Genomic DNA, 13,322 nt, shown 5'->3' with positions numbered 1-13,322 from the left:
ACCAGGGGGCCGAGCACCGGCCTCTGCGCCGGGGCCCGGCCACCATCGAGTCGGGGTGCGCCAGCACCCCATCGGGAGTCGACCTGTGACCACGCGCCGCACGTACGTCCTCGACACCTCCGTCCTGCTCTCCGACCCGGGCGCGCTGCTGCGCTTCGAGGAGCACGAGGTCGTCGTCCCCCTCGTCGTCATCGGCGAGCTGGAGGAGAAGCGGCACCACCCGGAGCTGGGCTGGTTCGCCCGGCAGACGCTGCGGATGCTCGACGACCTGCGGGTCCAGCACGGCCGGCTCGACGCGCCCCTCCCGGTCGGTGACCAGGGCGGCACGCTGCGCGTGGAGCTCAACCACTCCGACGCCTCGGTGCTGCCGGCGGGCTTCCGCAACGACAGCAACGACAGCAACGACAGCCGGATCATGGTGGTCGCGCTCAACCTGCGCGCCGAGGGAGCCGACGTCTGCCTGGTCACCAAGGACGTGCCGCTGCGGGTGAAGGCCGCCGCGGTCGGTCTGGACACCGACGAGTACCGGGCGCTGGGCGCGGTCGACGCCGGGTGGACCGGGATGGCCGAGCTCTCGCTGGGCGAGGACGAGATCTCCGCGCTCTACGACGGCGGCACCCTGTTCCTGCCCGCAGCCGCGGAGCTGCCCACGCACACCGGGCTGGTGCTGCTGTCCTCCCGCGGGTCGGCGCTGGGCCGGGTCACCGCGGACAAGCACGTCAAGCTGGTGCGCGGCGACCGGGAGGCGTTCGGCCTGCACGGGCGCTCCGCCGAGCAGCGGGTCGCGCTGGACCTGCTGCTGGACCCCGAGGTCGGCATCGTGTCGATGGGCGGGCGGGCCGGCACCGGCAAGTCCGCGCTCGCGCTGTGCGCCGGCCTGGAGTCGGTGATGGAGCGCCGGGCGCACAAGAAGGTGGTGATCTTCCGCCCGCTGTACGCCGTCGGCGGCCAGGAGCTGGGCTACCTGCCCGGCTCCGAGGGCGAGAAGATGGCGCCCTGGGCGCAGGCGGTCTTCGACACCCTGGGTGCGCTGGTCAGCAGCGAGGTGGTCACCGAGATCCTGGCCCGTGGGCTGATCGAGGTGCTGCCGCTGACCCACATCCGCGGCCGCTCGCTGCACGACTCGTTCGTGATCGTCGACGAGGCGCAGTCCCTGGAGCGCGGGGTGCTGCTGACCGTGCTGTCCCGGCTGGGCACCAACAGCCGGGTGGTGCTCACCCACGACGTCGCGCAGCGCGACAACCTGCGGGTCGGCCGGCACGACGGCGTCACCGCGGTCATCGAGGCGCTCAAGGGCCACCCGCTCTTCGCCCACGTCACGCTGACCCGCTCCGAGCGCTCCCCGATCGCCGCCCTGGTCACCGAGATGCTCGAGGACCTCCCCGTCTGACCTCGGGTTCGATCAGCTCAGCTGATCACCGTGCGTCCTCAGCCACCGACGTCGGTGGCTGAGGACGCACGCCGGTGGCGGAGGACCGGCGGGGCGCGGCCGGCCGGGGGCTGACCGCCGCGCGCAGCAGCGAGCTGGCGACCCACCCGGCGAGCAGGCACCACGGCAGCCGGGTGGTCACGTCGTCCAGGTCGAAGGTGCCCTCCGCCCCCAGGAGCAGCACGGGGACGGCGAAGAGCAGGGCTGCGCCGAGGACGTCCCAGCGCAGCGGGTTCACGACCGGCCGGCCGACCGCTCACACAGCAGCGCCGCCCAGCGGTGCGGGGTCGCCCGCGCCCCGTCGACGACGGCCACCGGCACGGTGAGCCCGTCCAGCAGCGCGGCCGGGTCGGCCGAGGACTCGGTCTCGGTGACGACGACGGCGTCCACCCGGGGCAGCGCCCGGACCCAGCCGGCCAGGTCGGCGGGCTTGCGGGTCGCGTCGAGCACGCCCCACACCGCGGTCGGGGCGAGGGCCTCCAGCACCTGGGCGACCCAGGGGGACCCGGCGTCGCGCAGCGGGACGTCGAGGGCCACCACCGTGGGCACCCCCGCGCCACGGGACTGCGCCCGGCGCTCGGCGGCGACCGCCGCGGTGGGCACCCGCAGGTCCTGGGCGGTCAGCCCGGCGAGCTCGCCCCGGGTGGCCCACTGCACGGCGGCCGGGTCCAGCCGCAGCGAGGTGGCCAGCGTGCGGGCGCTCGCCAGCGCCTCCGCACCCGGGCCGGCGACGACCAGCACGTCCCCGGCCCCGGTGGGTGCGGTGGGGGCGGCCGGGAGCGTCTCGGTCAGCGCGGCGACCAGCGCGGCGAAGGTGCCCTGGGTGCGCGCCCGGGCGGCGAAGTCCGGGCCGAGGAGCCGGGGGGTGAGTCCCAGGCCGGTGAGGCCGTCCGGGTCGACGGTCTCGGTCGCCGCGGGGGACGGGGCGCTCGGGGTGGCCGCGGGCGGGACCAGGTGGGTCACGGTCGCCCAGCCCTCGTCGCGGCCGCGCGTGGTGGGGTGCGGCGGCACGGCCCGGGTGCGACCCCCGCGTGCCGGGGGCACCGGCGGCTTGGGGCCGCGGACCCGCGGGGCCGGGGCGGCGGTGAACGCGGCACCCAGCACGCTGGCCAGGGAGGGGAGCACGGTCGTGCCGTCGCGCAGGGGGGCGGGGTCGCTGGCGGTGCGGGCCAGCACCTCGGCCATGCCCGCGGCCATCTCGGCGGCCATCTCCTCGACCAGGTCGCTGCTGACCTCGGGCGCCAGGTCGGCCTCCACGACCGGGATGCCGGAGGTCACGTACTCGCTGTCGGCCAGCGCGGCCAGGCTGTCGGCGAACCCCGTCGCGGTGCGGCCGGTGGCGTCGTCCTGCGTGGGGGTCGACGGCGCGGGCGGCCCGGCGTCGGCAGGGCGGTGCCGGCCGGCCCGGTCGGAACGGCGGCGGCGCGGGGTGAGCGAGACCCCGGCCATCGCCGCGGCACGCAGGGCCTCGAGCTGCTGCAGCCGGGCGAGGTCGTCCTCGGTCGGTGCCGGTCGCTCGGGCACCTCGACGCGGGTCGCCTCGAAGGAGGCGGGCGCGCCCACGGGCCGGTGCCGGCCGTGGTCGTCCCCCTCCGGGGCGGGGGGCGGCACCGGGGCACCCCACAGGTCGAGCGCGGCCGGCGCGGGGACGGCGGCCGGGGGCAGCGGGCGGCGGACGGGGTGGGCCTCGTCGGCGCCCGTGGGGGCGGACGTCTCGACGAAGGGCTGGTCCATCGACACCTGCTGGTCCTCTTCCCGGGTGGTGGGGGTGGTCGGGTGGAGCGGGGGTGCCGGCGGCGGGGCGGGCGGGACGGCGGGTGTGGTGCCCAGCCCCGGCAGCAGGGACGTCGACGTCGGTGGCGGCGGTGGCAGCGCGGCGAGCTCGCCGGCGGCCTGGATCGCGGCGGCCCGCAGTCCGGCGGCAGCCGCCAGCGCGGCGGACACCCGGCTCGGCGCGGGGGGTGCCTCCGCGAGGGCGGCACGCCGGTCCTCCTCGGCCTGGGCGGCCTGGATCTGCCGGGCCGCGGCGCGTTCGGCCTCGAGCACGGCGGCCTGCCGGGCGGCCCGCTCCTCGAGGTCGAGGGCGGCCGACGTCGCCACCGCGGTCTGCACCTCGGCGTCGTGGTCGGTCATCCGCATCAGCGCGGCGGCGAACGGGGAGACCGCGGGCTCGGCGTCCACCGGGGCCTCGACGGCGGCCGGGGGGGTCTCGGGGAGGGCCCGACGGGTCCGCTCCCACACCGGCGCCGCCGGGGCGGGCCGGGCCACCGACGCGGGGGAGTAGACGGCGACCTCGGCCGGGCCGGAGCCGAACAGGTCGGCCAGCTCGGCGACGGGGTCCACCGCCGCGGGCGCGGTCGCCTGCTGGGCCCGGGCGACCTCCTGGGCCACCGCGAGCAGGTCGTCCACGCTGAGCCCGGCGGCGGGCCACTGGGCCAGCGCGTCCTCGGTCGACAGCGACGGCGCAGGGGCGGGGACGGCAGCGGGGACGGCAGCGGGGACGGCAGCGGGGACGACGACGTCGGCCACGTACCGCTCGGAGCTGAAGAACCCGGCCACCCCGCCCGAGCGCACCCGGCGGACGCCGCGGATGCGCACGTCGGACCCGTACTCCTCACGGGCGGCGGCGATGGCCTCGTCCCGGGTCGCCCCGGACGGCGGCTCAGGCGATCGCGACGGCACCGTCCACCACCCCGATGGTCTCGATCTGGGCGGTGCGCGACACCTCGGTGTAGGAGATGACGGTGCACCGGGCGACGACCTGGCGCATCAGCCGGGACAGCGCGGGGCGCACCTGCGGGGAGCAGACGAGCAGGGCGGTGATGCCCAGCTTCTCGGCGTCGTCCAGCAGGTCGCTGGTGCCGCGGGCCAGCGCGTCGACCGAGCCCGCGTCCAGCGCGAGCACCGCGCCCTGCTCGCCCTGCCGGACGGCGGCCAGCAGCCGCTGCTCGAACCCGGGGTCCAGGGTCATCACGTACAGCTTGTCGTCGGCGGTGACGTAGGCGTGGCTGATCGCCGGGCCCAGCGCGGCGCGGGCGGCCTCGACCAGGCTGTCCAGGTCGGTGGCCGTGGTGGCCCGCAGGGTGAGGGCCTCGAAGATCCGGACCAGGTCGCGGATCGAGACGCCCTCCTCCAGCAGCGCGGCCAGCACCTGCTGCACCTGGCCCAGCGAGAGCACCGAGGCGGTGACCTCCTCGACCACGACGGGGTGCGAGCGGCGGACCATCTCCATAAGCAGCTTGACGTCCTCGCGGCCCAGCAGCTGTGCGGCGTTCTGCCGGACGACCTCGGCCAGGTGCGTGGTGATCACCGAGGAGCGGTCCACGACGGTGGCGCCGGCCATCTCGGCCTGGCGCTGCAGCTCGGCGGGCACCCACTTGGCGGCCAGCCCGAACACCGGCTCTCGGGTCGGCTTGCCGGGCAGGGCGTCCAGGCCGTCGCCGATGGCCAGCACGGTGCCGGCCGGCGACGTGCCCCGGGCGACCGGGACGCCGTTGAGCCAGACGACGTACTGGGAGGCCGGGAGGTCCAGGTTGTCCCGGGTGCGCACCAGCGGGATGACCAGCCCGGTGTCCATCGCGACCTTGCGGCGCAGCGCCTTCACCCGGTCCAGCAGGTCCCCGCCGCGGGCGGCGTCGACCAGCTCCACCAGGTCGAAGGCGACCTCGAGCTCCAGCGGGTCGACCCGCATCTTCGAGGCGATCGCCTCGGGGGAGTCCGGGGAGGGCTCGGGCGGCAGCAGGGCGGCAGCCTCGTCGTCCTCGCTGGGCTCCGGGGTCTCGTCGACCCGGGAGGCCAGGAACAGCAGCAGCCCGCCGACCACCAGGAAGGGCAGCTTGGGCAGGCCGGGGATGAGGCCCAGCGCGATCAGCCCGCCGCCGGCGATCCGCAGCGGCTGCTTCTTGCGGCCGAGCTGGGCGATCATGTCGTTGCCCAGGTCGCCGTCGGCGGCCGAGCGGGTGACCACGATGCCGGTCGCGGTGGACAGCAGCAGCGCCGGGACCATCGAGGTCAGACCGTCACCGACGGCCAGCAGCGAGTAGGTGCTGACGGCGTCCCCGGCGCTCATGCCGTTCTGCATCATGCCGACGGCCAGGCCACCGACCAGGTTGACCAGCACGATGATGATCGCGGCGATGGCGTCGCCCTTGACGAACTTGCTGGCGCCGTCCATCGAGCCGTAGAAGTCGGCCTCGGCGGTGACGTCGGCGCGCCGCCGGCGGGCCTGGTTCTCGTTGATCAGCCCGGCGTTGAGGTCGGCGTCGATCGCCATCTGCTTGCCGGGCATCGCGTCGAGGGTGAAGCGCGCGCCGACCTCGGCGACCCGCTCGGCGCCCTTGGTGATCACCACGAACTGGATGACCACGAGGATCAGGAACACCACCAGGCCGACCACCAGCGAGCCGCCGATGACGAAGTGCCCGAAGGCCTCGATGACCTCCCCGGCGTAGCCGTCGGAGAGCACCAGGCGGGTGGAGGAGACGTTCAGCGCCAGCCTCAGCAGCGTCGCGATGAGCACGACGGAGGGGAAGACGGCGAAGTCCAGCGGCCGCTTGATCGACATCGCCACGAGCAGGATCAGCAGGCTGACGCCGATGTTGATGCCGATCAGCAGGTCCAGGACCATCGCCGGCAGCGGGACGACGAGCATGAGGACGATCGAGACGACCCCGATGGGGATCGCTGCCGTCGTCCACTTCACGAAGACCACCATCGGCAGCCGGTGGTGCGGGTGTGACTGGTCAGGCGGCCCGTCGTCGTCCGGCGACCGGGAGGTCGGTGGTGTCCGGGGCGGTGAAGCCCGGGCGGTGCGTGCCGCCGCGGATGCCCTGGTTGCCCAGGTGCATCACGAAGGCGAGCACCCGGGCGACGGCGGTGAACAGCTGCGGGGGCACCTCCTGGCCCAGCTCGCAGCTGCCGTGCAGAGCCCGGGCGAGCGGGACGTCCTGCACCATCGGCACGTGCGCCTCGGCGGCGAGCTCGCGGAGCCGCCGGGCCACCTCGCCGGCGCCCTTGGCGACCACCCGGGGGGCGCCGAACGCGGCCTCGTACTTCAGCGCCACGGCGACGTGGGTGGGGTTGGTCAGCAGCACGTCAGCGGTCTGGACGTCCGTCATCATCCGGTTGCGGGCCTGGGCGAGGGCGACCGAGCGGCGGTGGCCCTTGACGTGCGGGTCGCCCTCCTGCTGCTTGTGCTCGGTCTTGATCTCGTAGTGGCTCATCTTGAGCTTCTTCATCGTCTGCATCCGGACGACGAGGTAGTCCGCGACGGCCAGCACCAGGCCGGTCAGTGCGGCCACCCGCAGCATCAGCAGGGCCGCATCGGTGAACACCCCGGCCACGACCGAGAGCGGCATCGACCCCGAGGAGGCCACCAGGGTCCGCGCGGTGTCGACGGTGAGCACGATGGCCACCCCGATCGCGCCGGTCTTGATCAGCGCCTTCGTCGTCTCCCACAGGCCGTGGCCGCCGAACATCCGCTTGATCCCGGGGAAGGGGTTGAGCTTGGCGAAGGTGGGCTTGAGCGGCTTGCTGGCGAAGACGATGCCGCCCTGGCTCGCCGAGGCGAGCACCCCGACGACCAGGACCCCGGCGGCCAGCGGGAGGACGGCGGTGAGGAACGCCGACAGCGCATCGCCGAGCAGCGCGGTGATCGCCGAGGCCTCCGGTCGCCGGGCGACGCTGCCGATCTGGGCGAAGAGGGTGCGGGCGGCGTCGAAGGAGCTGCCGACCATCACCGGCAGCAGGAAGCTGGCCGCCGCGACCCCCAGCCAGGTGCCGAGCTCCTGGGTGCGCGGGACCTGCCCGTCCTTGCGCGCCTTCTTGAGGCGCTCGGGAGTCGGCTTCTCGGTCTTCTCCCCGCCGGGTCCCTCCTTGGCCACGGCGTCAGCCCCGCAGGGCCAGGAAGGCCGAGGTGGCGTTCTCCAGCAGCGCGTCCAGGGCCACCGGGAGCAGCGGGAAGGTCAGCCCGAGCATCGCCAGGGTCAGCATGATCTTGACCGGGAAGCCGAGGGCGAAGACGTTCATCATCGGCGAGGCCCGCGACAGCAGCGCCAGCGCGACGTCGGAGAGCAGCAGGACGGCGACCAGCGGCCCGGCGATCTGCATCGCGGCCAGGAACATCGTGGACACCGCCGCCACCAGCGTGGGTCCGAGCTGCTCGGTGGGCAGCACCGCGCCCAACGGCAGGCCCTCGTAGGAGGTGAAGAGACCGCGGACGAGCAGCAGGTGCCCGCCGCTGGTGAACAGCAGCGCCATCGCCAGCAGGTTGTGCAGCCGGCCGATGCTCGAGCTGGTGGTCATGGCGAGCGGGTCGTAGGCCGGCTGCAGGGAGAACCCGCCGGCCACGTCGAGCACGTCGCCGGCCAGCTGCACCGCGGCGAAGAACAGCTGCACGATGAAGCCCAGGGCGGCCCCGATGACCACCTCGGTGAGCGCGGTGAGCACCAGGTAGCCGACCGACAGCTCGCCGAGGGTGGCCTCGACCTGCCGGAAGACCACGAGGGCCAGGGCGACCGACAGCGCGCCCTTCACCGCGGCCGGGATGGCCCGGGAGTTGAACGGCGGGGACAGGATCACGAACCCGGCGGTGCGCGCGGTGGCCAGCAGCAGGGCCGCCATCGTCGCCTCGGGGACGGTGACGTCCACGGCGCCTACGTCCGGCCGAGCAGCGCCGGCAGCGACGCGAAGAGCTGGTCGGTGAAGGAGACCAGCTCGGCGAGCACCCAGTTGCCGGTGACCACCAGGGCGATCGCCACGGCGATCATCTTGGGCACGAAGGACAGCGTCGGTTCCTGGATCTGCGTCGCGGCCTGGAACAGCGAGATCGCGAAGCCGACCAGCAGCGCCGTCAGCAGGATCGGGGCCGACACCTTCGCCGCGACGATCATGGTCTGCACGGCGAGGTCGGTGATCTGGGAGTCGTCCATCAACCGCTGCCCGAGTAGGAGCCGACGAGTGCGGTGGTGATGAGCGCCCAGCCGTCGACGACGACGAACAGCAGCAGCTTGAACGGCAGCGACACGATGACCGGCGGCACCATCATCATGCCCATCGCCATCAGCGCGGCGCTGACCAGCATGTCCAGCACCAGGAACGGGATGAAGACGACCAGCCCGATGATGAACGCGCTCTTGAGCTCCGAGAGCACGAACGCCGGGACCAGGGTGAGCATGGTCGTCGACTGCGGGTCGGCCGGGGCCTCCTCGCCCGACAGCCCGACCATCAGCTTGAGCTCGTCGCTGCGGGTGTTGGCCAGCAGGAAGTCCTTGAGCGGTTCGACGCCGGTGTCGTAGGCCTGGCCCACCGAGAGCTGACCGTCCAGGTAGGGCTGGACGGCGATCTCGTTGATGTCGCTGATCACCGGGCCCATCACGAACAGGGTCAGGAAGAAGGCCAGGCCGGTGAGCACCTGGTTGGGCGGCGCGCTCTGCAGGCCCAGCGCGTTGCGGGTCAGCGACAGCACCACGGCGATCTTGGTGAAGCTGGTGACCAGCAGCAGCAGGGACGGCGCCACCGACAGGACGGTGATCGCCAGGATCAGGGTGATCGCGCTCGACGGGTTGTCCCCACCGATCGAGATGTCCAGCCCGCCGGTGCCCGCGCCGTCCACGACCGGGGAGACCGGGGCGGTGGGGTCGGTCGGGTCGACCGGGGCGGCCAGTGCCGCGGTCGCGGCCAGGGCGAGCAGGGTCGCCCCTCCGGTGAGGACGACCCCGGCCCGGGCGGCCCAGCGGGCCGCGTGCGGGGAGGGGGTCACGGGCGGCGCACCGTGCGGTCGCGCAGACCCTCGACGACCGAGGTCCAGGCGGCCCGGTCGAAGACCGACCCGGCGAGCAGACCGGTGCCCTGGGCGACCCCGCCGTGCCGGCCGGCGGCCGGGGCGTGCCGGGTGCGTCGCGCACCGGGCACCGGGGGCAGCCCGACGACGGGGGTCTCGCCGGTGCCGAGCCCACCGGCCGGCCGGCGGGCCGCTGCCCGCGCGGCGACGGCGGCCTGCCGGGACTCCCGGTGGGCCAGCGCGCGCGCCTCCCGCTCGGCGTCGGCCTCGGCGAGGGCGTCCTCGACGACCTCGGCGTCCATCTCGGCGAGCAGGGTGACCTGCTCCTCGGTGGCCCCGACCACGAGCACCCGGTCGGCCACCCGCAGCACGCTGACGGTGCTGCTGCGGCCCATCCGCTGACGCGCGACGACCTCGATGAGCCCGTTGCCGCCGCCGAGCCCGCGCTTCTTGGCCAGCCGGGCGGCGAACCACAGCACGCCGGCGACGAAGGCCAGCGACAGGACCAGCCGGACGATCATCCAGGTCATGCGGACTGTCGCCCCAGCTCGACGGCGGCGGCGTCGGTGACCACCTCGGTGATCCGCAGCCCGAACTCCTCGTCGACCACGACCACCTCGCCGCGGGCGATCAGCGTGCCGTTGACCAGCAGGTCGGCCGGGGCGCTGGCGGCGCGGTCGAGCTCGACGATCTCGCCGGGGTAGAGGGAGAGCAGCTCCTGCACCGTCATCCGGGTGCGGCCGATCTCGACCGTGACCTCCATGGCCACGTTGCGCAGCAGCTCCAGGCTGCCGCGCTGGGTCTGCGGCCGGGGCAGGGTGACCTGCAGGGCGAGGGTGGCCTGGTGCTCGCCGTCGGCCAGCAGCGGGACGGCGAGGAACACGCCCTTGTCGCGCAACCCGTCCAGGGCGGCCTCGGGCTCCTCCATCCGCTCGCTGGTCACCGTCACCCGGCCGAGCACGGCGGCGGCCGCCTCCAGCGCCGGACGCATGGCGGCGGCGACGTCGAGCTTGCCGACGGGGGAGTTGGCCAGCGCCTCCACGAGGGGGCCGGCGACGACCAGGACGACGTCCCCGGAGACCTCGCCGGAGAGCCGGGCGGTGATCGCGGCCGGGGCGCTGCCGGGCAGCGGGGCGATGTCGGGGTCGTCCACGGCCGAGCCGGTGGTCAGCCGGGACGTCGAGGGCAGCAGCGCGCCGGCGGCCTGCGCGGCGGCGACGACGGCGGCGGAGATGGTGGCGGCGTCGTCGGTGCTGGTGCTCACGGGGTGTCCTTCGAGGTGGGGGTGCCGGTGGGGGTGGCGACGATCTCGGCGGCCAGGCGGCGGCGGTGGTTGCCGGCGACGGCGTGGGCGAACACGACGTCGTTGGTGGTGACCTCCAGCGGGCTGTCCCGCGGGTGGCGCAGCAGCAGGACGTCGCCGACGGCGAGGGTCAGCAGGTCCGCGCTGGGCACGCGCAGCGGCCGGAACCGGGCGTTGACCTCCACCGGGACCGCGCCCAGCCGCGCCGAGAGCAGCGCGGTGGCCTGGGTGCGCTCCCGCTGGGCCTGGCTGGACAGCTGGGGGGAGGTGGCGTCGTGCAGCGCGGGGGCCAGCGGGGCGAAGGGCAGCATCACGGTCGCCTCGGTGACCCGGTCGCCCAGCGACAGCGAGAACGAGGCGACCACGACGGTCTCCGAGCCCACGGCCAGCTGGGCGAGGTGCGGGTTGTACTCGAAGCCCTCCAGGCCGAAGTCCACCCGGACGATCGGCCGCAGCGCCAGGGCGAGCTCGTGCAGCACCCGCTCGACGGGGTAGCGGGTCAGCCGCGTCTCCATGCCGGTCATCGGCCGCTGGGGCTGGTCGGCCGCGCCGGAACCGCCGAGCAGCTGGTCGATCATGGCCATCGCCACGTCGAGGGACCAGGTGAGCAGCCCGCGGCCCTCCAGGGGCTCGAAGCTGAGCACGCTCATGAAGACCGGGTTGTCCAGGTGCTCGACGTAGTCGTCGTAGGCGAACTGGTCGATGCCGCCGAGCTCGAGCTTGACCTCGGTGCGCAGCACCTGGGTCAGGTTGGTGGCGCACTGCCGCGCGAAGGTCTCCAGCGCGTTGTGCAGCACCCGGACGTGGTCGCGGGAGAGCTTGGTGGGCCGCCGGAAGTCGTAGCTGCGGGCCTCCCCGCGGCGGCGCCGGGACGCCATGAGCGCCGCCCCCCGGGGGGCGGGAGCGGCGTCGGCGAGGGTCACGGTCACCTCATCGGCGGTGCGCGACGCGATCCTGACCGCCGTCCGCCGCGGCCCACACCACAGGCAGGGGAAGCCCCGCACCCACCTGCGGGGCTCACAGGGGGGTGCAGGGCTTCCCCTGCCGAGGGTGGGACGGTGCTACTGGGTGACGTACTCCGTGTAGTAGATGCCCATCACCACGTGCTCGCCGTCGTGGTTGTAGGCCTCCTCGATGCGCTGCTCGAGGGCGGTCTTCAGCGCCTCGCGGTTGCCGGTGACGTCGGCGAGCTGGGCGCCGGAGAAGGTCTCGATCACGAGGTCGGTGGCCATGGCGCCGTCGGGCACCTCCTCGCCGACCTCCTCGGTCAGCTGCAGGGTGATCCCGACCTTGAGGTAGCCGCTGCCGGCCAGGTTGACCGCCACGGAGTCCAGCGCGAGGACCGCACCGGGCACCGGGGCGGGCTCGGCCTCGGCCTCACCGCCGGCGAAGACGAAGAAGTACAGCGCCGCACCGACGGCGAGCAGGGCGACCAGCACGATCGCGACGAGCTTCTTCTTCCCACCCCCGGCGGCCTCCTCCTCGTCGGTCTCGGCGGCCGGCTTGGCGGGCTTGGTCTTCGTGGCTGCGCTCACGGGGTGCTCTCCTGGGCGGTGACGGTCTGGGGGGTGGTGGCGCGGTCGGCGGCGGCCGCGAGGCCGGGCAGCTGGGCGTTGGCCTCGGTGGAGGCGTCGGACAGGACGACGATGTCGACCCGTCGGTTGACCGAGACCGACGCGGGGTCGGAGTCGGGCAGCAGGGGGTGCGTGGCGGCGAACCCGGCGGCGGACAGCCGGACCTCGGGGAGGCCGTCGGACTCGGCCAGGTGCCGCAGCACCGTGGTCGCCCGGGCGGTGGACAGCTCCCAGTTGCTCGGGAACGGGCCGCCGGCGGTGACCGGCAGGGAGTTGGTGTGCCCCTCGATGCGCAGGTCGTTGGGCAGCGCGGCCAGCGTGGGGGCCAGGGCGTCGAGCACCCGGCCGCCCTCGGCGCGCAGGTCGGCCTGCTCGGGCCCGAAGAGCACCTGGTCGGCCACGACGTGCACGACCAGGCCGCGCTCGTCGATCTGGAACTCCACCGAGTCGGGCTGACCGGCGGCGGCCAGGGCCGCGGCGATCGCGGCCTGGGCGGCCTGCAGCTGGTCGAAGGTCGCCTGGGCCTCCGCGGCCACCTGGGCGCTGTGCTGGGCGGCGGCCTCCGCGGCGGCGCTGTCGACCTCCGACGGGTCGGCCTGGGCGGTCGGGTCGAAGGTCGTGTTGATCTGCATCGGCGAGTCCAGCGCGTCGAGCACGCCCGGGTCCTGGGTGGGGGAACCGGTGTCCAGCACGCTGGTGGGGGCGCCGAAGCTCTCCGACAGGCCCGAGGCCAGGGCGGCGAACTTGAGCTGGTCGACCTGGCTGATCGAGTACAGCACGATGAACACGGCGGTCAGCAGCGTCATCATGTCGGCGAAGGAGACCAGCCACCGTTCGTGGTTCTCGTGCTCCTCCTCCTCGTGCGGCTTGGCGCGCCGGCGGCCGGCGGGCGCGTGCCCGCTCATGCCGCAGCTGCCGCGGCGGCGACCTCGCTCGGCGGGACCAGGGAGGTCAGCTTCTGCCGCACGGTGCGCGGGCTGGTGCCGGCCTGGATCTCCGAGATGCCCTCGACGAGGAGGTTCATCTGGGCGGCCTGGAGGTCGCTGGTGCGGGTGATCTTGGCGGCCATCGGCAGCCAGAAGACGTTGGCCGACAGCACGCCCCACAGCGTCGCGACGAACGCGGCGGCGATGAGGTGGCCCAGCGTCTCGGGCTTGTTCAGGTTCTCCAGCACGTGGATGAGCCCGATGACGGTGCCGATGATGCCGATGGTCGGGGCGTAGCCGCCCATGGCGG

At 74.3% G+C, this 13,322-nt stretch carries 14 protein-coding genes; 1 reads left to right on the top strand and 13 read right to left on the bottom strand.

Features of this window, described 5'->3' with window-relative positions:
* Window positions 1-85: 85 nt before the first annotated feature.
* Window positions 86-1,390, top strand: coding sequence for a PhoH family protein (locus ASG36_RS04880; protein WP_055760157.1), 1,305 nt, complete (start codon window positions 86-88; stop codon window positions 1,388-1,390).
* A 25-nt stretch (window positions 1,391-1,415) separates the two neighbouring features.
* Here ASG36_RS04880 and ASG36_RS04875 read toward each other — a convergent pair whose 3' ends face one another.
* The 13 genes from ASG36_RS04875 to ASG36_RS04815 form a co-directional block, all read right to left on the bottom strand.
* Window positions 1,416-1,667 (bottom strand): hypothetical protein, encoded by a 252-nt coding sequence (locus ASG36_RS04875; RefSeq protein WP_055760154.1) that lies wholly within the window; start codon window positions 1,665-1,667, stop codon window positions 1,416-1,418.
* Window positions 1,664-4,111, bottom strand: coding sequence for a hypothetical protein (locus ASG36_RS04870; RefSeq protein ID WP_055760151.1), 2,448 nt, complete (start codon window positions 4,109-4,111; stop codon window positions 1,664-1,666). The genes ASG36_RS04875 and ASG36_RS04870 overlap by 4 nt, the downstream gene beginning before the upstream one ends.
* Window positions 4,092-6,143 carry a flagellar biosynthesis protein FlhA gene (flhA, locus tag ASG36_RS04865; protein WP_055760148.1) on the bottom strand — a complete coding sequence of 684 codons (2,052 nt, stop codon included), beginning with the start codon at window positions 6,141-6,143 and terminating at the stop codon, window positions 4,092-4,094. Before flhA ends, ASG36_RS04870 begins: the two co-directional genes overlap by 20 nt.
* 28 nt (window positions 6,144-6,171) lie before the next feature.
* Window positions 6,172-7,311: a flagellar biosynthesis protein FlhB gene (locus ASG36_RS04860; protein ID WP_055760145.1), complete on the bottom strand. Its 1,140-nt coding sequence runs from the start codon at window positions 7,309-7,311 to the stop codon at window positions 6,172-6,174.
* Between the two features lie 4 nt (window positions 7,312-7,315).
* Entirely contained in the window at window positions 7,316-8,077 is a 762-nt protein-coding gene (gene fliR / locus ASG36_RS04855; protein WP_055760142.1) for a flagellar biosynthetic protein FliR, read from the bottom strand.
* Between the two features lie 5 nt (window positions 8,078-8,082).
* Complete coding sequence (fliQ, locus tag ASG36_RS04850) at window positions 8,083-8,358, bottom strand: flagellar biosynthesis protein FliQ (RefSeq protein ID WP_055760139.1); 276 nt, start codon at window positions 8,356-8,358, stop codon at window positions 8,083-8,085.
* Complete coding sequence (gene fliP / locus ASG36_RS04845) at window positions 8,358-9,188, bottom strand: flagellar type III secretion system pore protein FliP (RefSeq protein ID WP_055760136.1); 831 nt, start codon at window positions 9,186-9,188, stop codon at window positions 8,358-8,360. The genes fliQ and fliP overlap by 1 nt, the downstream gene beginning before the upstream one ends.
* Window positions 9,185-9,739: a flagellar biosynthetic protein FliO gene (locus ASG36_RS04840; protein ID WP_055760133.1), complete on the bottom strand. Its 555-nt coding sequence runs from the start codon at window positions 9,737-9,739 to the stop codon at window positions 9,185-9,187. Before ASG36_RS04840 ends, fliP begins: the two co-directional genes overlap by 4 nt.
* The gene (fliN, locus tag ASG36_RS04835; protein WP_055760130.1) at window positions 9,736-10,473 is read right to left on the bottom strand and encodes a flagellar motor switch protein FliN; all 738 of its coding nucleotides are present in this window, start codon (window positions 10,471-10,473) and stop codon (window positions 9,736-9,738) included. Before fliN ends, ASG36_RS04840 begins: the two co-directional genes overlap by 4 nt.
* The gene (locus ASG36_RS04830; RefSeq protein WP_255354603.1) at window positions 10,470-11,441 is read right to left on the bottom strand and encodes a flagellar motor switch protein FliM; all 972 of its coding nucleotides are present in this window, start codon (window positions 11,439-11,441) and stop codon (window positions 10,470-10,472) included. The genes fliN and ASG36_RS04830 overlap by 4 nt, the downstream gene beginning before the upstream one ends.
* A gap of 132 nt (window positions 11,442-11,573) precedes the next feature.
* The gene (gene fliL, locus ASG36_RS04825) at window positions 11,574-12,047 is read right to left on the bottom strand and encodes a flagellar basal body-associated protein FliL (protein WP_055760128.1); all 474 of its coding nucleotides are present in this window, start codon (window positions 12,045-12,047) and stop codon (window positions 11,574-11,576) included.
* On the bottom strand, window positions 12,044-12,991 hold the full coding sequence (locus ASG36_RS04820) for a flagellar motor protein MotB (RefSeq protein WP_055760125.1): 948 nt from the start codon (window positions 12,989-12,991) through the stop codon (window positions 12,044-12,046). The genes fliL and ASG36_RS04820 overlap by 4 nt, the downstream gene beginning before the upstream one ends.
* A complete protein-coding gene (locus ASG36_RS04815; RefSeq protein WP_082522785.1) occupies window positions 12,988-13,317 on the bottom strand; it encodes a motility protein A in 330 nt (109 codons plus the stop codon). Before ASG36_RS04815 ends, ASG36_RS04820 begins: the two co-directional genes overlap by 4 nt.
* Window positions 13,318-13,322: the final 5 nt, after the last annotated feature.

The organism is Geodermatophilus sp. Leaf369 (assembly GCF_001424455.1).
GTDB lineage: Bacteria > Actinomycetota > Actinomycetes > Mycobacteriales > Geodermatophilaceae > Klenkia.
Note: the sequence above shows the minus strand (reverse complement) of the source record. Positions and strands in the feature narration are given on the sequence as shown.

Excerpts from the sequence above, each read along its gene's own strand:
- ASG36_RS04820 (WP_055760125.1), bottom strand. The coding sequence starts at position 12,991 with ATGAGCGGGCACGCGCCCGCCGGCCGCCGGCGCGCCAAGCCGCACGAG.
- ASG36_RS04815 (WP_082522785.1), bottom strand. The coding sequence starts at position 13,317 with ATGGGCGGCTACGCCCCGACCATCGGCATCATCGGCACCGTCATCGGG.
- ASG36_RS04840 (WP_055760133.1), bottom strand. The coding sequence starts at position 9,739 with ATGACCTGGATGATCGTCCGGCTGGTCCTGTCGCTGGCCTTCGTCGCC.
- fliQ (WP_055760139.1), bottom strand. The coding sequence starts at position 8,358 with ATGGACGACTCCCAGATCACCGACCTCGCCGTGCAGACCATGATCGTC.
- flhA (WP_055760148.1), bottom strand. The coding sequence starts at position 6,143 with ATGGTGGTCTTCGTGAAGTGGACGACGGCAGCGATCCCCATCGGGGTC.